We start from the raw sequence: 21,530 nt of genomic DNA, 5'->3' as shown, positions 1-21,530 counted from the left end.
GCTTGCGTCGGGTGTAGCGTAAAGATATGTAATTTTGGATTTATGAGTGAGCATATTCATAAAAGCCATAATAAGAGTTTGCTGTTGTATCATTTGGTTTGTCCAATTAGATATAGAAGAAAAGTTTTGAGCGAAGAAGTCTCTGAGACCTTACGAGAAGTTTGTTTAGAAATATCACATCGTTACGAGGCTCATTTTTTGGAGATAGGTTGTGATGAAGATCACGTACATTTTTTGATTCAAAGTGTACCGATGTTATCACCTCAAAAGATAGTTAATACCATAAAAAGCATAACAGGGCGTGAGATTTTCAGATTACATCCAGAAGTAAAGCGATTTTTATGGGGCGGTAAATTTTGGACAAGTGGTTATTACATCAATACTGTTGGTCAATATGCGAATGAAGAGGTTATAAAGAAGTACGTTCAAGGTCAAGGAAAAGGACAAGAGTATCAAAAGATACACAAGTCACAGCTTAAATTGTTTTGATACCTCGTACCCTTGGGTCGAGGTAGTTCATTACATAAGAATATAAATATATAGCCTCGATTTTTTCGAGGTTTTTTTGTGCTTCCTAGCTAATGATTGTACATTTACGCTATGCAAAACAGAATTACCAAATTATTTAATATACAATATCCAATTATTCAAGGAGGAATGATTTGGGTTTCAGGATGGAAGCTAGCTTCTGCAGTGTCAAATGCAGGTGGATTAGGATTAATTGGAGCAGGATCTATGTATCCAGAAGTACTTCGTGAACACATTCAAAAATGTAAAAAAGCAACAGACAAACCTTTCGGGGTAAATGTGCCAATGTTGTATCCTGATATAGAAAAAATCATGGATATTATCGTTGAAGAAGGAGTGAAAATTGTGTTTACTTCCGCAGGTAATCCAAAAATATGGACCTCTTTTTTAAGGGAAAAAGGAATTACGGTAGTTCATGTGGTAAGTTCAGTAAAATTTGCCTTAAAAGCGGAAGCAGCTGGAGTAGATGCTGTAGTTTGTGAAGGTTTTGAAGCAGGAGGTCATAACGGACGTGAAGAAACTACTACGTTTACGTTAATTCCTATGGTAAAAGAGCAAGTTAAAATTCCAGTAATTGCCGCAGGGGGAATAGGTTCGGGTAGAGGAATGTTAGCAGCAATGGTGTTAGGAGCAGATGGAGTGCAAATAGGAAGTCGTTTTGCTGCGACTATAGAATCTTCAGCGCATGATAATTTCAAGAAAACGATTGTAGATGTAAAAGACGGTGGCACACAATTAACATTAAAGGAGTTAGCACCTGTACGTTTGGTAAAAAATAAATTCTTTCAAGAAGTTCAAGAACTATATCAACAAAATCCAACGATAGAACAATTAAAAGAATTGTTAGGACGTGCGCGTGCTAAGAGAGGTATGTTTGAAGGAAACCTAGATGATGGAGAACTTGAAATAGGTCAAGTAGCAGGGCTTATCCATGAAATTAAACCAGCAAAAGAAGTGTTAGAAGCAATTGTAGAAGAATATCAGCAAGTGAAAAAAGAACAGTTGTTTTAATCGCAGGGCGATTATCAATAAAATAGAACGTCATTCCGACGAGGTAGGAGGAGGAATCTTATAAAGATGAGTTATAAACATGCTCTTATCGTACTAACGAGTGAAAATTAAGGTAAAACAAAATAGTAATGCTTAAACAATTAATCAGTATTCTGTTTTTAATTATAGGTATTTACCAGCTATTTAAATTAGTTAACTTAATTGAAAGCAATAAGGAGTCTTTTAAGATATTTATAGGTGATAGTAAAAATAAGTTATCCTATCCAAAAGGTTCAGAGATGTTCTTCAAGTTATTTTTTAGATACTTTTTACTTTTTTTAATTAGCATGTTTATATTTAGTCAACTTGTTTAGCTTTCCTAAAGGAGACGAGAATTAGTAATTAGATTTTTTTAATCAGTACTTTACAAGGATAAATCTAATACTATTTTCAACACTTTTGAGAACTAACAAATTTCTCTTTAATAATTTGAGCAACAGGTTTATTTTCAATCTTGCTTTCAAGCCACGAAAGGATGTCTAAATATAAAAAAGCTCTTTTTTCATAAGGATGATTCTCATAAACCTTGAGGCGACTGTGTACTTTTTTTAACTCCTTTTTTATTTGATGCGGAAACACATCTCCCAACGCTTTTATAGAAGAAATAAACTCTTTTTGAACCTCTTGTAAATTCTCCATTTTTAGTAAAAAGCGATAGGTATCTTTAAACTGTCGCTCCAAATCATAATCCAATCCACACTCGTAATGAGCAATTAAAGAAAGTACCCTCGCAAAACACTGTAAGTCGTTAGCTACCTGAATATTTTTAGGCTTAATAATCTTATTTAAATATAAAATACATTCCTTGTTTTTACCCATACCGAAGTACAAACAGGCGATTTTATAGTAAAATACGACGATATGATGATTATCAAGACGACTCTTATAACTATTAATCTTATCATTAATAATAGCCACTAAATATTCGCCTTCAGAAAAACTACCCTCTAAGAAGTGTAAGTGCAATTTGTTAGCATAATAATATAGAAAAGTTAAGATTTCAGTATTGCTATTTTGCGGAATACTTTTTTCTTCAATTTCCTTTTCAAAAGCAGAAAGCTCTTCTTTAAACTTATCATAATGCTTTATAAAAAATAAGCTCTCTAATAAGTAGTTTTTCCCTTTTAAATAAAAAACAGGATGCAAAGAAATATTCTTAGTATCATGTTTAAATAAATCTATCCATTTATTAGCATACTTATAACTCTGTAAAAAATCTTGCGTTAAAAAGCTGTGCCACAAATGTGCTTTGTATAACCATAGCTTTTCTCTAAAACCTAGATTTTCATACGTATATTCAGGAAGTTTAGAATAAAAGTAAGTATTCACTCGTTGTAATTCCTCATCATTTTTTACATAACCATTTTTCAACAAAGTTCCGTATAGTTGTATCGACAAGTTTGATAATTTACTGGCGATAACATTTTGCATGCTAAGTCCTTTCGCTTGGATAGTTAACTCGTCAGAACGTGTATCAATACTTCGGGTTATGTATTGACTTTCAATAACCTTTTCAAGCTCAACAATTTCATAAGCAACATTTTTTTCTTCATTTTCAACTGCCATATTTTTTGCTTTGTCAAGCAGTTTTAAACTTTGCTTGTACAACCCTTTTTGATATAAAACTGTAGCAAAATCTAATTGCTCACGTATTTGAATTCGAATATTTTTATGAGCAGGATTCATACGAAGACTAGTTAGTATTTGCTTGTATAAATGAGCTTTTAAGTTAGATAGCTGTTGTTTGCTCACTACACCGCTATCTATAATAGCCTTCTCGTTATAACTTTTCTGTTTTTCAAGCAATTTAAAAAGTGCAAAAAATTTAGCGTCTACATTACCCCCTAAACGACCAACATATAAATTAAACTGACGTTTTTCTGACTTCGATAAAGACTTTATCAAAACAAACAACGCGTCATTTTGTTGGTTGGAGAATGTAATTGTTTTACGCATAACTTTTTGTTTTTCAGTGTTTTATTTTTGTTTTTTATCGTTTTGATATCGTAACTAACCCATTAAAAAAGAGCTTGCTAGAAAAGCCAATATATACATTTGGTTTTTATTTTGATAATCATAGTTAGATTTATGCAAAGCGATAAAATTCAAATTTTCGATACCACATTACGAGACGGAGAGCAAGTCCCAGGATGTAAATTAGATACCCAACAAAAACTAATTATTGCAGAAAGACTCGATTTTTTAGGAGTTAATGTAATAGAGGCAGGTTTCCCTGTGTCCAGCCCAGGAGATTTTACATCAGTACAAGAAATAGCTAAATTAGTTAAAAATGCTACTGTTTGCGGATTAACAAGAGCCGTAAAAAAAGATATTGAGGTAGCAGCTGACGCTTTAAAATTTGCTTACAAGCCTAGGATTCATACGGGGATTGGTACCAGTGATTCACATATTCAGTATAAATTCAATGCTTCGAAAGAAGAAGTAATTAGGCGAGCAAAAGATGCTGTTTCGTATGCCAAAAACTTTGTAGACGATGTAGAGTTTTATGCAGAAGATGCAGGTAGAACCGATAATGCTTTTTTAGCCAAAGTTTGTGAGGAAGTTATAAAATCTGGAGCAACAGTGTTGAATATTCCAGATACTACAGGATATTGTTTGCCTGAAGAATATGGAACAAAAATAAAATACCTAAAAGACAACGTAAAAGGCATTGAAAATGTAATTATTTCTTGCCATTGCCATAACGATTTAGGATTAGCCACAGCAAACTCTATTGCAGGAGCTGTTAATGGCGCGCGTCAAATAGAGTGTACCGTCAACGGGATAGGAGAGCGAGCAGGAAATACGGCTTTAGAAGAAGTAGTAATGATTTTAAAGCAGCATCCATACTTAAACCTTCAAACAGATATTAACACTAAGTTACTGTACGATACAAGTATCATGGTTCGTGAACGTATGGGAATGCCTGTGCAACCTAACAAGGCTATTGTAGGGGCAAACGCTTTTGCGCATAGTTCAGGAATTCATCAAGATGGAGTTATCAAGAATCGTGAAACCTATGAAATTATCAATCCAGCAGATGTAGGTGTAACCGAAAGTGCTATCGTATTAACCGCAAGAAGCGGAAGAGCAGCCTTAGCATATCGCGCAAAAAAGATAGGATATGAGCTAACCAAAATTCAGTTAGATACAGCTTATAAAACGTTCTTACAGTTTGCTGACAGACAAAAAGAAGTAATCGATGAAGACATTCATCAGATTATGAAACAAGTTAATAAAATTTCAAAAATAGCCATAGCTTAATGGGAAAGACATTATTTGATAAAGTATGGGATGCGCATGTGGTAGATACTGTTAAAGACGGACCACAAATTTTATATATAGACAAACATTTAATTCATGAAGTAACCAGTCCACAAGCATTTAACGAGTTAAAAGAACGTAATATTCCAATTGCACGACCAGACAAAACAGTAGCAACAGCCGATCATAATACACCAACCGTAAATCAACATTTACCAATAAAAGACGAACTGTCAAGGCATCAACTAGAGCAGTTAACACAAAATTGTAAGGAAAACAATATCACTTTATACGGATTAGGACATCGATATAACGGAATTGTGCATGTAATGGCTCCCGAGTTAGGAATTACGCAACCAGGAATGACCATGGTTTGTGGAGATAGCCATACATCAACACATGGTGCTTTTGGTACCATTGCCTTTGGTATTGGAACAAGCCAAGTAGCCCAAGTATTTGCAAGCCAATGTTTGTTGTTAGAAAAACCTAAAAGTTTACGCGTAACTGTAAACGGTAAGTTGAAAAAAGGAGTGTTGCCTAAAGATGTAATCTTGTATATCATAGCACAATTAGGAACAAATTCAGGTACAGGATATTTCTGCGAATATGCAGGAAATGTGTTTGAAGAAATGTCTATGGAAGGACGTATGACCGTATGTAATATGAGTATTGAAATGGGAGCAAGAGGAGGCATGATAGCTCCAGATGAAACCACTTTTGAGTATGTTAAAGGACGTGAGTTTGTACCAAAGGGAGAAGAGTTTGATAAAAAAGTAGCCTATTGGAAAACATTAAAGACTGATAAAAGTGCAAAGTTTGATAAAGAATACACTTTTAAGGCAGAAGATATTGAGCCAATGCTTACTTATGGAACCAACCCAGGAATGGGAATAAAAATTTCAGAGAACATTCCCCAATTTAATGATGCTTCCTTTGAAAAATCATTACAATATATGAACTTTAAAAAAGGAACATCATTAATAAATACACCCGTTAACTATGTGTTTATTGGAAGTTGTACTAACTCAAGAATAGAAGATTTTAGAGTTGCAGCAAACTATATAAAAGGAAAACAAAAAGCAGCGAATGTAAATGCGTGGTTAGTACCAGGTTCTCAACAAGTAGCAAAACAAATAAAGCGAGAAGGTTTGCAAGAGGTTTTTGAAGCAGCAGGATTTCAATTAAGACAACCAGGTTGTTCAGCATGTTTAGCAATGAATGACGATAAAATACCAGAAGGAGAATACTGCGTGTCAACTTCAAATAGAAACTTTGAAGGACGTCAAGGACAAGGAGCAAGAACCATTTTAGCAAGTCCGTTAATGGCTGCAGCAACAGCAGTAGAAGGAAAAATTACTGACTTTACAAAACAATTAAACTAATGGATAAATTTGTTAAACTAATAGATACCGCTGTACCATTACCAACGGAAAACATAGATACCGATCAAATTATACCTGCACGATTTTTAAAATCAACCAATAAAGAAGGGTTTGGAGACAATGTGTTTAGAGATTGGCGCTACAATAAAAATGGTAGTTTAAATGAAGACTTTGTTTTAAACAATACAAATTATACAGGAAGCATTTTAATAGCAGGAGATAATTTCGGATGTGGCTCAAGTAGAGAACATGCTGCATGGGCATTAGCAGGCTACGGATTTAAAGTAGTCATCAGTAGTTTTTTTGCAGATATTTTTAAAGGAAATGCACTTAATAACGGAATATTACCAGTACAAGTACCCAAAGAATATTTAGCAAAACTGTTAAAAAAAGTAACAGAATTACCTGATACAACGATTATAGTTGATTTAGAAAACCAAAAACTTAAAACACCAGTTGGTAATGTAGATTTTGAAATCAATCCATACAAAAAGCTATGTATGATAAATGGTTATGACGATATAGATTTTTTAATCAGTAAAAAAGACACAATAACAGCTTTTGAAGCAACAATGATATAAAAAATAAAAAGATGAAGTATAATATTACAGTAATACCAGGAGATGGAATTGGACCTGAGGTAACAGAACAGGCAAAAAAAGTGCTTAAAGCTGTTGGTAATGTATTTGACCATACATTTTTATTTACAGAAACATTAATGGGTGCTTGTGCTATTGATAAAACAGGAAACCCGTTGCCAGAAGAAACTGTTGAATTATGTAAAAAGAGTGATGCTATTTTATTTGGAGCTATTGGAGATCCAAAATACGATAATGATCCTACAGCAAAAGTGCGTCCAGAGCAAGGGTTATTACGTTTAAGAAAAGAGCTAGGATTGTTTTGTAATGTACGCCCAGTAAAAGCGTATGATACCTTAATTCATAATTCACCATTAAAAAAAGATAGGATTGAAGGAACAGATATTACTATTTATAGAGAATTAACTGGAGGAATCTATTTTGGGATTAAAGAGTTAAGTGATGACGGACAGCATGCTTTTGATGGTTGCTCTTATACAGTTGAAGAAATTGATCGAATGGCACATTTAGCTTTTCAAGCAGCTCAAAAAAGACGAAAAAAACTAACATTGGTAGATAAAGCCAATGTACTAGAAACGTCAAGGTTATGGCGTAAAGCAGTAACAGCATTGGCAACACAATATCCAGATGTTGAACTAGATTTCTTATTTGTAGATAATGCTGCAATGCAATTAATTTTAAAACCAAAACAGTTTGATGTAATACTAACAGAAAACCTTTTTGGAGACATTCTTTCTGACGAAGCAAGTGTTATAGGAGGTTCTATAGGTTTGTTAGCCTCAGCTTCAGTAGGAAAAGAAAATGCGTTGTTTGAGCCTATTCATGGATCTTTTCCACAAGCAAAAGGGAAAGATATTGCAAATCCACTAGCATCAATACTATCATCAGCGTTATTATTAAAACACTTAGGGCTACATGCTGAAGCAGATACAATAGAGCGTGCTGTTCAAAAATCATTAGAATTAGGAATAACTACAGAAGATATCAATTCAGAAAACCCGTTTTCCACTAGTAAAGTAGGAGATTTTATAGCAGATTATATCTATAATCAAGAAGATAGTGATATGAACTTCCAAAATATACACATGGGGCAAAGCACCATTATATAAGTAGTAAAAACTATAAATAATTATATAAACTTCCTTTAACTATCATAGTTAAAGGAAGTTTTGTTTGTAAGTAGTTGCTAGCCTGTTTGTTAGTTGTTTAAAACTACCCTTTATTGTTAAATATTTAATACTTTATGATTTTTCTGTTTAAATATTCTTTTTTTTAACATTTTTTTGGGTTTTGTTTTAGGTATTTGAATCTAAAGTGTAGATTTACAGCGAATTATAAAACCCTTCATATTATGAGAAAAACAAAGTTAGCCCTAATTATGGGCTTGTCGGTAGGTGTATTCTTCACCTCATGTTCAAGTGAAAACGAACAAATTAAAGAATCAGATGCTATACTACAATATAGCGATAACCCAGGACTTAAACCTGTACCTCAAGAGGTTGTTGATGCTGCAGCCAAATTGGAGTTAAATGTAGATCATATTCGTTATGATAATTTTTATTTTCCTGACGGAACATCAGAAGTGCGCTTATTTTTAGAAGAAGATGTAGTAATGACAGAAGATCAGTTGTTTGCTATGGCTAAAGCTAAAGATCAATCTGCTCGTCAATACTCAACCAATAATTTAGTGTCTCAAGGTAGAAATATTTCTATTATTGGATATACAGGTGGTGGTGGATATGGTCTTTCTAGTAAAGAGCAAACAGCACTTCAATGGGCAGTAGATAATTACAATAATTTAAGTGGAGTTTCTATTAGCTTTACATTAAGTTTTGGTACCAACTATGATACTAAAGATATGGTGGTATATCATAATCCAACTCAATCTGGAGCAGGTGGTAGCGCAGGTTTTCCAAGTAATGGCTTACCTTATAAGTTTGTACAAATATATGGTTTGAACAGCTACGATACTAATGTTGTTGAGCATGTTATTACACACGAAATTGGGCATTCAGTAGGGTTTAGACATACTGATTGGTTTAGCCGTCAAAGTTGTGGACAAAATAGTAACGAAGGTACGGCAGGTGTAGGAGCTAACCATGTGTCTGGTACACCAACAGGATACGATTCAACTTCAGTTATGTTAGCTTGCTTTAGCTCTAACGAAGACGGAGAGTTTAATGGTAACGATATTACAGCATTACAAAACATGTACTAAGAAATAACTAACCTTAATACATATTTTTAAACCACCGAATTAAAGTCGGTGGTTTTTTGTCTTTATATTACATGTGTAAAAATCTTAGCTACAATTTTCCAGTCAGTATCTATTTTAGTTAACGATAAATAGTCGTAGTAATTATACCCTAACATTGGTACATGTAATTTAGCCATGGCAATTTCCCCCATAATATCAACTCCAATAATTTTCATGTTAAAAGATTCCTTCAAATCATTTGGACTTTGTCTATTAGCAACACCATCAATATAATCTTCAGAACTTTTAAAATAATCAACTCCCTTAATGTCTCCATAAATAGGAGCATTGTTATGAAAGCATACTTTAAGTTTTTCAGTATCTCCATAAAAAATACCCTCAAAGTAGTTCGTTACTAAAAGCTCTATTGCTGTTATATTCTCTTTATACATCTTTTTATTTTTTAAATAGCATGACCAACGGTGTGTCCACCAGCTACATTCATAGTTTCTCCTGTAACAAAATTTGAAAAAGCTAAATAGTAAGCAGCTTCAGCAATATCAGTAACCTCACCAATACGGTTTAACAAGTGTAATCCAGCTAAACTATCAGCATCTTCAATGCCTATTTTATTTTGTAACGGACTTCTAATAATACCAGGAGCAATCGTATTTACTTTAATATTATCATTTCCAAATTCAGCAGCTAACTGTCTGGTTAAGGCATGAATTGCACCTTTGCTAATTAAAGGAGCAGTAGCAGGAAAACCAGCAATAGCATGATCTACCAAAACGGTTCCTATATTTATAATAGCTCCACTTTTTTGTGCTACCATACTAGGAATAACAGCCTGAGAAGCAAAGTAAGTTCCTTTTAAATTTACATTCCAATACAACTCTAAATCACTTTCTTCAACCTCTAAAAAAGGCTTAGGAGCAAAGATTCCAGCATTGTTAATTAACACATCTATAGCGTTAAACTTTTCCAAAGCCAAGGCTACTAATCGCTTACTTGTCTCCTGTTTACTAATGTCTCCAACAAGAAATGCTGCGTTTGAAGGACTTCCTAGTTCTTTATAAGCATTTCGTAAATTTTCTTCGTTAGAAGCATTCATTACTACATTGCATTCTTTTTCAATAAAAAGTTTAGCAATTTCTTTACCAATACCCGTTGAAGCTCCTGTAATAATTACGGTTTTATTTTTCATGAGTCTTATTTTTAGTTCCTAAGTATTGTTTACCATCATGTCCCCAATTACCCATAGGAACTTCTTCAATAACAATATGGGTAGTTGCAGGGTTTTTCTGAAGCACATCAACTAAAAGTTGTGTAGTTCCTTCAATAAGTTGACGTTTTTGTTCTTGAGTTACTTGTTCGTCAGTAATCTTAATATTTACAAAAGGCATAATAATATGTTTTAAAATTATGCTACAAAGTTGCGGTGGATACACAACTCTACACAGGAACTATGTCACACCTTTAAAGTGATGTATGTCACATACAAATAATAAGAAGTACTAAAACTAAGAATTAAGTCTGCTAAGCGTTTCTCTAGAAACGCCTAAATAAGCAGCAATCATTTTTTTAGGAACCCGTTGAAAAAGGGTAGGGTATTGTTCTAAAAGTCGGTCATATCTTTCTTTTGCAGAATTTTGTAAGAGTGATACAATTCTTTTTTGAAGAGCTATTCTGCCCATTTTACTCTTTTTAGCCCAAAATCGTTCCATTTTGTGCATAGAGGCAGTTAGTTTATCACGGTTTTCGTAAGTAATGTATAGTAGTTCGCAATCTTCAATACAGTTAATTGCAGTTTTAGAAGGTAGTTGCTTTACAAATGACTCGTAATCGGTAATCCACCAATTTTCCATAGCAAATTGAAGAATATGCTCTTTACCGCTATCCTCAATAAAATAACTTTTTACACAACCTTTAACTACCCAATACTCTTTATTGGCAGTTTCGCCTTCTTGCAATAAGTATTGATGTTTACGTTTAGTAATAGGCTGAAAAAAACTTAGAATATAGGCAAATTCCTCATCAGTTAAAGGTATAATCTCTTCAATATGCTGTCGTAAAGGATGTGTCATTAAGGCTATACTATTTTTCTTTTTTCTGTATGCAAATATACTTGTAAAGTAAGTAGTATTTAGAAAATGTTTTTGTACATCGTCATTACAGAAATGACGCAAACTAATAGCAAACCCAAACCGTCATTCCGAACGGTAGTGAGGAATCTCATTAAAAGGAGTAACTCTTATTGTAAGTGTTACTACCCAAAAAAGTATTCAAAAGGAAAAGTAAATAATTTAAAAATCAATATGATGAAGTACTATTTAATTAAAAACAAGTTAACCGATGAAACCAACTACTCAGCACGCATATTAACAGAGCGTACTATTAATCAAGATGAGTTGATTGATAAAATGTTGAGCAAACGTAACCTAGTAAGTAAAACCAATATTGTAGCGGTGCTTAATTCTTACTATGAAGAAATTATCGAGTCGATAGAAGAGGGCGATAACATTAACCTACCTTTACTAAACATAGGCTACTCTATTTCTGGAGTTTTTGATACCGAGGAAGATGGTTTTAATCCTGAAACTCATAAACTACACGTAAACCTCAACAGCGGAAAGTTAATCAACGAAATTAAAGACGATATTCCGCTACAAAAAGTAACTGCACCTATTACCAACGCGGTTATTACTAATTTAAAAGATATTACTACAGCAACTACGAATACTACCTTATCTGCCAACGGTTTGTTTGAGCTGAACGGTTTGCGTTTAAAGGTTGCGGGTGACTTACCTGAAGTTGGTTTGTATTTTGTTGCCGAAGATGGTACCGAAACCAAAGTTTCTTATTTAGCACAAAATAGCTATAAGAAGATTATTGGTCAAGTTCCAGCCCTTGCTACAGGTAACTACCATGTTAGAGTTAAAACGCAAGTAACAGGAAATTCTGAACGCTTTTTAAAGGATATTATGGTAGGTGATTCTACATTTAGCCTTACTGTTGCCTAAGTAACAACAGTACTGTTGTTTAATACCAAACACTACTGTTATGTAACAGGCAACAGTAGTGTTTGATGTTTCAAACAAAACCTATATACCATAAAAAGTACGAGCATCTGCTCGTACTTTTTTGTATTTCTTACCTAGTTATAAGTATCGTAGCCAGAGAGGAAAGCCGTAAAACTCAGTGTAACTAAACCTTCAAGTTTTTAATTGAGTTTTGTTGTATCTCGGTTCGTAATAACGTATAATTAATTACTCTTAGCCTTAATAAAATCAGAAATTAAGTAGCTAATATATTTTCCTACTTGTCCGTTAGCTATTTCATCTTTAACAACTGCAGGGGCTCCCTCACAAATATGTAAATAAGAAGCATTTTGTAGTGTTCCAAAATAATGTGTAAATCTACGAGCTTGTTGTGGAGTAAATCCGCTAGGAGTCATGGCACTACTTGGAAAATGCTGTACACAATCCAAATCGATTTCGATACCAAAAGGAGTATTTTCTATAAAGTTTTTAGCACGTTGTAATTCTCCATCAAAAGAAGTAGACTGATATACCTCTAACTCTTCAAACGTGTTGTATTCTAAGTTTAAACTATCATGAATCATTTCAAACACATATTGCGGTGTGTAGTTTTCATGCAACCCGAACATAAAGTAATGGTTGATAAAACCTTCTTGTAAGGCATACGAAAATCCGTTACCACTATGACGATCTTCCAAACGACGTAAATCGGTATGCGCATCTAAGTTAATCACATTTACAGGTTGATTTTTCCCTTCAGAAAGCCCTTTAATATTTCCGTAAGCATTGTTGTGTCCACCACCAATGATAATAGGAGTTTTACCACTCTCAACAATTATTTTAATAAGCTTAGAAAGCTCTTTGTCTATTGCTTTTACTAATAAATCACCTTTCTCTCTGTCAGAAACATCAAAACTATATACATCGTCCAAACAATCTAAATAGCCTAACACAAGGATGTCATTTCCATTAATAAATTGGTTTTGCTGGGTGTTTAAAAACGACTTTAAAGCAGGAACAAAAGCAGTGTGTGCACCACCATTTCCGCCATTCATACGAACACCAATATCTTCTGGAACTCCTAAAATAACAAAAGAAGCAGAGGAATTTTTAAGTTCTGATTGTAGGTCTTTTTTAGAGTCGATAACCGCAACGCACTCTCCTAATTTTGTTTCTCCTTCACGAGGAGCTACAAATTCTTGTATGTCTTTTTCGTTGAATATTGTTAGCATATTGTTGTATTGTCATTCCTGCGTAGGCAGGAATCTTTTTGTTAGTTATACCAGTTTTTAGCTAAATCATCCCAATTAGGGTTCTCTTTAATTACTAAGTTTATTTTCCATGCTCTTTTCCATTTTTTCATGTTTTTCTCTCTTTTTATAGCTTCCTTAATAAATTGGTGCTCTTCAAAGTAAATCAATTTATCCAGGTTGTATTTAGAAGAAAAACCTTTTACAAGTTTGTTTTTATGTTCAAAGATTCTTCTTTCAAGATTGTTAGTAACACCTATATATAAAACCCCATCTTTTTTATTAGTGATGATATAAATATAATATTGATGATTTGTTTTGTGCATCCTTTAATACCTTCTAAGAGATTCCTGCCTACGCAGGAATGACAAACGTTGTTAAAACGTCATTTTGAACTGGAGTGTAACTAAAGGAGAAACCTCAAGAATGTTCGTAACTCACCTTAATGAGATTATACGTTATTACTCGGAATGACAGTGTGCAATTTACACCTCTTTTCCGTTGATAAACACTGAATCAATTAAGTTACTTCCGAAGGAATACGGTAAAAACCCATACGAAGGAATCTCTTTAGTAAGGATTAAATTCGCTTTTTTTCCTTTGGTAATACTTCCAACCTCATCAGATAAATTCATTGCATAGGCTCCGTTAATGGTTGCTGCATTAATAGCCTCTTCTGGTGTCATTTTCATTTTAATACAAGCCGTTGCTACTACAAAGTTCATGTTTCCTGATGGTGTAGACCCTGGGTTGTAATCGGTAGCTAAGGCTAACGGCAACCCTGCATTTATAATATCACGAGCAGGGGTGTACGGAATACTTAAAAAGTACGAACAAGAAGGTAAGGCAACAGGCATGGTTTGCGTTCCTTTCAACGCTTCAATATCTTCTGTATTCATTACTTCTAAGTGATCTACCGACAACGCATTGTGTTTTATACTTACTTGTACACCACCAATAGTTGTAAATTGATTTACGTGTACTTTTGGTGTTAATCCGTATTGTTGCGCAGCGGTTAAAATTCTGTCAGTATCTTCTACTGAAAAGTATCCCGTTTCGCAGAAAGCATCTACAAAGTCTGCAAGCTTTTCTTTGGCAACTTTAGGCAACATTTCCTCAATAATTACATTGATGTATCCTTCTCTGTTGTTTTTGTATTCAGTAGGGAAGGCGTGTGCCCCTAAAAAAGTAGCTTTTATAGGGATGTTGTAGTTTTCACGTAGCTTTTTAATAACACGTAACATTTTTAACTCAGCATCTACGGTTAAACCATAACCTGATTTTATTTCAACAGCACCAGTACCTAAAGCAATTACTTCTTCTAAGCGTTTTGCCGATTGTTGGTACAACTCTTCTTCTGAAGTTTCTTGTAACTTCTTTGCCGAATTTACAATACCACCACCACGATTGGCAATTTCTTCATAACTCAAACCATTAATTCTATCTACAAACTCTTGCTCACGATTACCCGCATATACAATGTGTGTATGAGAATCGCACCAAGTAGGCAACATCATTTTACCAGTACAATCCACCGTTTTATCAGCAGAAATAGGGGCTTTTTTCATGCTACCATAATCGGTAATAATACCATTTTTAACCAATAAAAAAGCGTTTTTTATGGTAGGTAAAATACTCATGGCAGCTCCAGATACTTTTTTAGTACTTGTTTCTCTAATTTGTATTAATTCTTTAATGTTTATGAATAAAGTTGTCATGTTGAATGCTTAAATTTGTTAGACAAACTTACGGTAAAAACTACAATTTATGATACATTTTTTAGGAGTGATTTGCGTTTTAATTCTCTTTTTTATCTCGTTAATTCACGTTTATTGGGCTTTTGGTGGAACTTTATGGGTAGATGCTGTCATACCTACTAAAACAGCAAATGAAAAAGCGATAAACCCACCTAAAGCACTAACTTTTGTAGTAGCTATAGTAGTAGGTGCTTTTGCGGTTGTGTATGCAGAAAAAACACAACTATTTACGTTACCTTCAATGCCTACATGGCTACAAAACTATGGGCTTTATGTTGTAGCTAGTATTTTTCTCATTAGAGCTATAGGTGATTTTAAGTATGTAGGCTTTTTTAAGAAAACCAAGGCAACAGAGTTTGCCGTAAACGATACCAAGTTTTTTTCTCCATTGTGTTTGTTTTTAGGAGTGGTTGGGTTGTTAATAGCGTTTTCGTAACTAGTTTTGTACTAGTAATTATTTTTATATGGTATTGTAGTTTTTATTCCTTTATCAATTTAAACAATTCAAAAGCATCAGCTTTTGGTTGGTATCCGACTTTTTCTTTTGATTCCGTTATATCTAATCGTTTATATCTGTTATCTGAAATAGCATTCAAAACTTCATATTGTATGTTTTCTGTTTCAATGCATCCAACTAATAACTGATTAAAGTCATCAGGGTGTAAAAAAGCACTTAAATCTCTTGCGTTCATTTCTGTAAAGTCTTTTGGAAATTCGTAGGCTCCAATTCGCAAACAAATTGCAGAAATTCCATTATTATACGCGTGATAAGCGGCTAAAGCTTCTCCAAAGCATTTTGAAACTCCATAAATGTTTTTGGGTTTTACGAGCATATTTTTGTTTACTTGAATATCAGTTGGGTAACTTTCAATAGTTTGAGCACTGCTTGCAAAAATTAGTTTTTTACATTTTGCTTTTACGGCTGCTTTAAATATATTTTGAGTTATTTTTATATTCGTCTCCAAAATTTCATCTGATTCAGAAATTGGGTCAACTATTCCAGCTAAATGGATTACAATATCAACTTCTTTACATAGCTTTAAGCAAACAGAAAAGTCCATCAAATCCGCTTTTTCAATTTGAACTTTGTCGGTAAAAATTCCGTTACTTGTAACAATATCTGCAACGGTTATTTTATATTTATGTTCAAAGTTTTGGACAAAATGCTTTGCTATTTTTCCAAATCCTCCAGTTATTAGTATTTTTTTTATCAAACTCTATATGTTTCTTTAAATTGGTTACAATGGTTAGTATAAGAAAAGTAAGGGACAAAAAAAGTACTTACTTTTCGTTTAGAACTTAGCTAACTTTACAATTATATCGTTATATTTTTTTAACCTGAAGAGTTTCTACTTGCACTTTCATTAATTTATATAATATTCAATTTTTTGGCTTGTAGGTAACTCGTATATATTGTTTATATGATTGTATATGCGGACAGTTAGCAATTTTTACTCTTCCAAATATAAAAAATAAACACAAGAAAGGATACAACTTTTATAGGTACAACATCTTATATCTAAGAAGAGTAACTTCAAGAAAGTAAAAAGATAAAAATAGGTGTGTGTAGAAAAATGTTTGTTAATAGAGTATGTTGTGCTCTTTTAAAAATATTGTACATCAGTTAATTATGTGTTTTTTCTTTTATACATGTAAAACATGTGTTCGTGATTGATTATCAATCGTTTACTACCTTTTTTTTAAGCCATGTTTATTAATTTCTCAACTTTATAACAACAAATAATATGAAATAATAAGAGCAGTAGGGGACTTTAAAAAACTGAATTCGTACTCAGGTAAAGCCTAAAGGTTTGTTAGATATATAATGTATTTAATTAGGTTTTTAATCTGATGTCGAGAATAACTTAATAAACATTAAATACAATATATTATGAAAAACTCTCAATTCCCCTACGGCATTAACGCTTGGATCTTTTTAAATGAAGATGAACCACCTAAGACAAACTATAATAATCCTGATAGTTGTTTTCAATCACTTATTAAATACAACGTATATAACAGTGTATCATCTCTTGGAATTGCTTTTTTTGAGGTAGTTCCGGCTACTAAAGGTACTACCATTAAAATAGGTGACTCATCACACCCAGGTGGACTTACAAATCAAGATTATTTGAATTCTGTATTGAAGGATGCCCGACAAGTGAATCCGAATATTAAGTTTTTAACAACCATGGTTTATTCGGGAGATAACACACTAGCTTCAATTTTTTCATCTGGTGGAAACGAACAAGAAGAAGCAACTAATTTTGCAACTAATTTGGTAGCTTACTTAAAAGAGACTGGTATGAACGGATTGGACGTTGATTGGGAAGGTGATGTGTCTACACGCATGACTCAATCTCAATTTAAAATCTTGTTTTCTACGATTCGCTTAGTGTTTGATAAGCAGCCAGTAAAGTATTATTTGTCGTTTACTCCTGCATGGCCAACAAATTCGATTGATTATTCTACTGTAAATAACGCATTTGATTTTGTATCACCACAGTTTTATGATGGTATGCCATTATATGAATTTATAAGTGCTGGAATATCGCCAGAGAAAATTGGTTATGGTGCGCAATTTGAACCGGGAAATGCAGCACCTAACTCTAGTGCTCAACAAGTTTGGAGTGAGGTTTTTGATGGGTTTACTAGTAACGGGGGTTCTTATGATTATCAAGACATTTTTATGTGGCGTTTCAACTCTGGAAACTTCCAGTTTGAGCAAGCCCAATTTATGATTCTTAATCAGTTAGCCAATCCATTACCAAGTAACGCATTTGACGATACTCCGATAGTTGGCGCTGCGGGGAATCCAAACATTACTCAAATGACGATTCGTTCAGGTGATGTACTTGATGCTATCCAAACGGTAAATACAGGAACTGGACCTTATAATACGGGTACTCAAGGTAATAATAAAGGTGTGTTTACTTTGCTACAGCATGGTGGAAATAGTGGAGTAGCTAAAACGATAGATATACCGTTAAACGACCCAATTGTGGCTATTTCTGGTTATACGGACGTGTGGTATGGTTGGCAATGTGTATCACAAATAACTTTAACAGGTAAAAGCGGGGCTTCTTATGGTCCTTTCGGAACTATGAGTGATTCAGTTATGCAAACACCTTTTAAACAGTCTGCTGAGGCAGGACAAAGTTTAGTAGCGTTTAAAGGATCTACTATAACAGTTCCGCTGGCAAATGGTAGTTATACTGAAGTTATTGCCAGCTTAAATGCTGTTTTTGCTAAGCCTTTTGTGGCTCAGGAAATAAACGAAAAGACGCTTTCTATGTAAGAGTATATAGGATATTCAAAAATAGCATAAATAAAATAGGCTATGTGTCTTTAAAGCGGCACATAGCCTTTATTAATACAGTTTACTCTCTAAAAAATAAGTAAATATTGTTTTGGTTTATTGGCTTCCAGTTTTTAGCATGGAAACTGTTTTCTCTCCAGTAAATTATAAGATTTATATGGTCTATTTTTACAGAATCCTTTGTTTGTGTTAATAGGTTTAAAGTGTCTTTACTTTGAGTAATTCCGTTCATTTTAAAATGACCATCTATTTCTGAAATAAAGTCACTTAATTCTTCAATTCTTTTAATTTCAACCTGTTCACTATCAGCATTGGTAAGTTTATCCCATTTGTCTTCTAATTGTTTTTTTGAGTTACAGCCTAATAAACTTAAAGAGAAGAATGCGATTAGTAATGTGTTTGTTATTCTCATTTTATACTTTTTTCTTTCTAAATTTCTGTCTAAAATTAAAAATACCTATACCATTAGAATCATAATCTCTAATTATAAGTTCAGTAGGGGTTAACTTTTCGATAATGTAATCTCGATTTCCTAATTTTAGGATAGAGTCTTTTTTTTGATACCTAAAACTCAATTCACCAATTGATTCTTTACCAGTAAAGTCTGGTTTTAACTCGATTATTAGTCCGTCACAAGAATATTCAAATTCCTCTCCGCTAAGTAAATTGGTGCCTTTTTTGGTTCCGTCTTCAAGTTCTTTATGATAACATTCCTACTTTCCAGTTAAGTTATTAGAATTTTGTTGAAATTCTAAAGAAGAAGCCAAAAAAGTTATAATGATTATTGTTAAGGTTTTCATTTTTTTTAATATGTGTTAACTTATTTATATACAGTGTAAAACCATAATACAGCCTTAAAAAAGTAGAATAATTAGAGGGCATAGCAATTTCACTCTCCCAAATATAAAAAAAGGAAGATAAAATAGTGTAACTTTTTTATTGGGACGACACCCCAAGCCTAATCGGGACGACACTCCTTGCTTAAGGGGAGTGACACTCACTCGGTAAGGGGAACGATACTCCCCGCCTAAGGGGAGTGTCATTCACTGCCTAAGGGGAGCAACACCAAACAAGTAAAAAGATAAAAATAGATGCGTGTGTAGAAAAATGTTTGTTAGGTGCTGTGTTAAATAAAGAAGACATTAAAAAACGCTGTTAACATAAGTATTAACAGCGTTCGTTTGTAGAGGATATATTTTAAATTTCCCCAATTTCTTGATATATCTTCTTTTTAGAGTTTTCAAAAATAGCCCCTCCAAACTCCTCATTATCTAAAGAAATTATGGAAACATCTTTAATCCCCATAATTCCAAAAACAAACTTTAAATAGGTAGTTTGGAAGTTCATGTGCTCGTTTTTTTCATTTTCACCATAGCCAGTATCACCTCGGCTTGATAGGATAAATATTTTTTTGTTTTTCAAAAGCCCTACATAATCACCATCAGGTGTTCCTGAGCGGAACTTCCATGTTTCATTAATTCTCATAAGTTGATCTATGTAAGCTTTTAATCCGCTAGGTATAGACCAATTGTACATAGGTGTTCCAAGAACATATACATTGTGTTCTTTAAACTCTTTAATTAGCTTATCGCTCAAGTTAACTCCTAATTGATTTTCAGCTGTTCTGTCTTCAGGCTTAATAAACGCACTAGCAATCCATTTTTCGTTGATGTGAGGTATTTCTTTTAATCCAACCTCTCGGTATGAAAATGTATCGTTAGGATGCTTTTGTTGCCAATTTTTTACAAAGAGTTGAGTTAATTGCCTACTGTGCGATTTTTCATTTCTTACACTAGCATTAATAATAAGTACTTTGTTCATATCTTAATATAGTTTACATGATATGGCAAAGTTCGTTGTAGAAAAAGTAAAAAATATTGACCTAGTTTAAGATGGCTTGTGTTTTTTACGAACTCTACTTAAAAACTCAGGAGTTACCCCTAAGTACGAAGCAATTAAGTATTGAGGAACTTTCTCTGCTATTTTGGGGTAGTCTTTTATAAAATCAAGATACCGTTGTTCAGCATCATGCACATTGTTGTGAATAATTCTTCTTTGTAGGCTACCAAGATAATTTTCGAGTATAATTCTAAAAAAGCGTTCTAATTTAGGTACTTGCTTTAGCATTTCCTGAAAAGAGTCATAGCGTATTTGTAACAAGTTGGTTTTTTCTATTGCTTGAATATTGTAAATAGAAGGTTGTTGTTGTTGAAAGCTATCAATATCAGTTGCCCACCAGTTTTCTATGGCAAAGTATAATACCTCTTCAGTTCCTGTAGCAGCATTTATATAAAAGGCTTTAAGGGTTCCATTAACTACAAAATTATCGGTTCTACATACATCACCATTTCTTAAGAGATAGTCTCCTTTTTCAAGAGTCTTTTCAGTCCAAAAGCTTTTAATGATACTCTCTTCTTCTGAAGTTAACTTGATGTATTTTAAAATTGATGTGATTAACGGTTCTATCATAATACAATAAATGAAGCAAAGGTAAGAACTAAGCTTCAAGTTAGATTTAGAATAAAAAGAAACGTCATTCCAACTAGAGAAAAACATCTTTAAAATCGGTAGTTACTGATTGTAAGATTCCTCATAGTTATTTGGAATGACGGTGTTTTTAGTAAATCGCTAGTATTTTAATACTCAACTTTATCTTCTTTCTCAGACCATTTCTGGAAAGGTTCTAGCGCAATATCGCGTCCTATTTGTTCAAACGGAATACTTCTTTTTTCGTAAGGCAGTGGAATTTCTTTGTAAATAAACTCGTCATCAAAACCAATATCAGCAGCATCTTGTTGGTTGCTACCGTAAAAAACTTTATCAGGACGCGCCCAATAAATAGCACCTAAACACATAGGGCATGGTTCGCAAGAGGTATACACCACACAACCGTCTAACTGAAAAGAACCTATATTTTTACAAGCATCACGAATAGCAGTTACTTCTGCGTGAGCTGTTGGGTCGTTAGTAGAGGTAACTTTGTTATTTCCTCGGCCAATAATTTCTCCATCCTTTACTACAATGCACCCAAAAGGTCCTCCTTCATTGTTTTGCATTCCTTTTAAAGCTGCTTTTACAGCTTCACTCATATATTCTTCGTGTGTATTCATTGTTTAATTTTTATAAAAAAGGGTTACAAAACT

23 protein-coding genes are annotated in these 21,530 nt (G+C 33.4%); 10 read left to right on the top strand and 13 right to left on the bottom strand.

Features of this window, described 5'->3' with window-relative positions; translation table 11 throughout:
- The first annotated feature begins 42 nt into the window (after positions 1 to 42).
- Entirely contained in the window at positions 43 to 489 is a 447-nt protein-coding gene (tnpA, locus tag MK851_RS03645) for an IS200/IS605 family transposase (protein ID WP_320241527.1), read from the top strand.
- Positions 490 to 600: 111 nt separating this feature from the next.
- On the top strand, positions 601 to 1,539 hold the full coding sequence (locus MK851_RS03640; protein WP_320241525.1) for an NAD(P)H-dependent flavin oxidoreductase: 939 nt from the start codon (positions 601 to 603) through the stop codon (positions 1,537 to 1,539).
- Between the two features lie 429 nt (positions 1,540 to 1,968).
- Here MK851_RS03640 and MK851_RS03635 read toward each other — a convergent pair whose 3' ends face one another.
- On the bottom strand, positions 1,969 to 3,534 hold the full coding sequence (locus tag MK851_RS03635; protein WP_320241523.1) for a hypothetical protein: 1,566 nt from the start codon (positions 3,532 to 3,534) through the stop codon (positions 1,969 to 1,971).
- A gap of 132 nt (positions 3,535 to 3,666) precedes the next feature.
- Here MK851_RS03635 and MK851_RS03630 point away from each other — a divergent pair, with 132 nt between their 5' ends.
- From MK851_RS03630 to MK851_RS03610, 5 genes are all read left to right on the top strand, one after another.
- Positions 3,667 to 4,842 carry a 2-isopropylmalate synthase gene (locus MK851_RS03630; protein ID WP_320241521.1) on the top strand — a complete coding sequence of 392 codons (1,176 nt, stop codon included), beginning with the start codon at positions 3,667 to 3,669 and terminating at the stop codon, positions 4,840 to 4,842.
- The gene (gene leuC / locus MK851_RS03625) at positions 4,842 to 6,224 is read left to right on the top strand and encodes a 3-isopropylmalate dehydratase large subunit (RefSeq protein WP_320241519.1); all 1,383 of its coding nucleotides are present in this window, start codon (positions 4,842 to 4,844) and stop codon (positions 6,222 to 6,224) included. Before MK851_RS03630 ends, leuC begins: the two co-directional genes overlap by 1 nt.
- Positions 6,224 to 6,805, top strand: a complete 582-nt coding sequence (gene leuD / locus MK851_RS03620) for a 3-isopropylmalate dehydratase small subunit (protein WP_320241517.1) — start codon at positions 6,224 to 6,226, stop codon at positions 6,803 to 6,805. The genes leuC and leuD overlap by 1 nt, the downstream gene beginning before the upstream one ends.
- Before the next feature lie 11 nt (positions 6,806 to 6,816).
- On the top strand, positions 6,817 to 7,932 hold the full coding sequence (gene leuB, locus MK851_RS03615) for a 3-isopropylmalate dehydrogenase (protein ID WP_320241515.1): 1,116 nt from the start codon (positions 6,817 to 6,819) through the stop codon (positions 7,930 to 7,932).
- Between the two features lie 242 nt (positions 7,933 to 8,174).
- Positions 8,175 to 9,041 (top strand): M57 family metalloprotease, encoded by an 867-nt coding sequence (locus MK851_RS03610; protein WP_303507496.1) that lies wholly within the window; start codon positions 8,175 to 8,177, stop codon positions 9,039 to 9,041.
- A gap of 62 nt (positions 9,042 to 9,103) precedes the next feature.
- On the opposite strand, the gene MK851_RS03605 is transcribed toward MK851_RS03610, so the two are convergent.
- From MK851_RS03605 to MK851_RS03590, 4 genes are all read right to left on the bottom strand, one after another.
- Positions 9,104 to 9,472: a nuclear transport factor 2 family protein gene (locus tag MK851_RS03605; RefSeq protein WP_303507494.1), complete on the bottom strand. Its 369-nt coding sequence runs from the start codon at positions 9,470 to 9,472 to the stop codon at positions 9,104 to 9,106.
- A gap of 11 nt (positions 9,473 to 9,483) precedes the next feature.
- Positions 9,484 to 10,227: an SDR family NAD(P)-dependent oxidoreductase gene (locus tag MK851_RS03600; RefSeq protein WP_303507492.1), complete on the bottom strand. Its 744-nt coding sequence runs from the start codon at positions 10,225 to 10,227 to the stop codon at positions 9,484 to 9,486.
- Positions 10,217 to 10,426: a tautomerase family protein gene (locus tag MK851_RS03595; protein WP_115900639.1), complete on the bottom strand. Its 210-nt coding sequence runs from the start codon at positions 10,424 to 10,426 to the stop codon at positions 10,217 to 10,219. Before MK851_RS03595 ends, MK851_RS03600 begins: the two co-directional genes overlap by 11 nt.
- Before the next feature lie 117 nt (positions 10,427 to 10,543).
- Positions 10,544 to 11,107: a Crp/Fnr family transcriptional regulator gene (locus MK851_RS03590; RefSeq protein WP_303507488.1), complete on the bottom strand. Its 564-nt coding sequence runs from the start codon at positions 11,105 to 11,107 to the stop codon at positions 10,544 to 10,546.
- A 234-nt stretch (positions 11,108 to 11,341) separates the two neighbouring features.
- Here MK851_RS03590 and MK851_RS03585 point away from each other — a divergent pair, with 234 nt between their 5' ends.
- Positions 11,342 to 12,043 carry a DNA-binding domain-containing protein gene (locus MK851_RS03585; protein ID WP_320241508.1) on the top strand — a complete coding sequence of 234 codons (702 nt, stop codon included), beginning with the start codon at positions 11,342 to 11,344 and terminating at the stop codon, positions 12,041 to 12,043.
- A 242-nt stretch (positions 12,044 to 12,285) separates the two neighbouring features.
- Here the strand turns inward: MK851_RS03585 and MK851_RS03580 are convergent, their stop codons facing one another.
- The 3 genes from MK851_RS03580 to hutI form a co-directional block, all read right to left on the bottom strand.
- Entirely contained in the window at positions 12,286 to 13,293 is a 1,008-nt protein-coding gene (locus MK851_RS03580) for a formimidoylglutamase (RefSeq protein ID WP_320241505.1), read from the bottom strand.
- Positions 13,294 to 13,334: 41 nt separating this feature from the next.
- A complete protein-coding gene (locus tag MK851_RS03575; RefSeq protein ID WP_303507481.1) occupies positions 13,335 to 13,637 on the bottom strand; it encodes a GIY-YIG nuclease family protein in 303 nt (100 codons plus the stop codon).
- Between the two features lie 159 nt (positions 13,638 to 13,796).
- A complete protein-coding gene (gene hutI, locus MK851_RS03570; RefSeq protein ID WP_320241500.1) occupies positions 13,797 to 15,029 on the bottom strand; it encodes an imidazolonepropionase in 1,233 nt (410 codons plus the stop codon).
- 49 nt (positions 15,030 to 15,078) lie between these two features.
- On the opposite strand from hutI, the gene MK851_RS03565 reads away from it, so the two are divergent.
- The gene (locus MK851_RS03565) at positions 15,079 to 15,504 is read left to right on the top strand and encodes a DUF3995 domain-containing protein (protein WP_320241497.1); all 426 of its coding nucleotides are present in this window, start codon (positions 15,079 to 15,081) and stop codon (positions 15,502 to 15,504) included.
- A gap of 43 nt (positions 15,505 to 15,547) precedes the next feature.
- Here the strand turns inward: MK851_RS03565 and MK851_RS03560 are convergent, their stop codons facing one another.
- Positions 15,548 to 16,282, bottom strand: coding sequence for an NAD(P)-dependent oxidoreductase (locus MK851_RS03560; RefSeq protein ID WP_320241495.1), 735 nt, complete (start codon positions 16,280 to 16,282; stop codon positions 15,548 to 15,550).
- A gap of 677 nt (positions 16,283 to 16,959) precedes the next feature.
- Between MK851_RS03560 and MK851_RS03555 the strand changes: the two genes are divergently transcribed.
- A complete protein-coding gene (locus MK851_RS03555) occupies positions 16,960 to 18,366 on the top strand; it encodes a glycosyl hydrolase family 18 protein (RefSeq protein WP_320241493.1) in 1,407 nt (468 codons plus the stop codon).
- Positions 18,367 to 18,448: 82 nt separating this feature from the next.
- Here MK851_RS03555 and MK851_RS03550 read toward each other — a convergent pair whose 3' ends face one another.
- From MK851_RS03550 to MK851_RS03535, 4 genes are all read right to left on the bottom strand, one after another.
- Complete coding sequence (locus tag MK851_RS03550) at positions 18,449 to 18,799, bottom strand: hypothetical protein (protein WP_320241491.1); 351 nt, start codon at positions 18,797 to 18,799, stop codon at positions 18,449 to 18,451.
- Positions 18,800 to 19,584: 785 nt separating this feature from the next.
- Positions 19,585 to 20,208, bottom strand: a complete 624-nt coding sequence (locus tag MK851_RS03545; RefSeq protein WP_320241489.1) for an FMN-dependent NADH-azoreductase — start codon at positions 20,206 to 20,208, stop codon at positions 19,585 to 19,587.
- Between the two features lie 66 nt (positions 20,209 to 20,274).
- The gene (locus MK851_RS03540) at positions 20,275 to 20,856 is read right to left on the bottom strand and encodes a Crp/Fnr family transcriptional regulator (RefSeq protein ID WP_320241487.1); all 582 of its coding nucleotides are present in this window, start codon (positions 20,854 to 20,856) and stop codon (positions 20,275 to 20,277) included.
- 167 nt (positions 20,857 to 21,023) lie between these two features.
- A complete protein-coding gene (locus tag MK851_RS03535) occupies positions 21,024 to 21,497 on the bottom strand; it encodes a nucleoside deaminase (RefSeq protein WP_303507457.1) in 474 nt (157 codons plus the stop codon).
- Positions 21,498 to 21,530 lie beyond the last annotated feature (33 nt).

The sequence above is a fragment of the Tenacibaculum sp. 1B UA genome, assembly GCF_033978845.1.
Lineage (GTDB): Bacteria > Bacteroidota > Bacteroidia > Flavobacteriales > Flavobacteriaceae > Polaribacter.
Note: the sequence above shows the minus strand (reverse complement) of the source record. Positions and strands in the feature narration are given on the sequence as shown.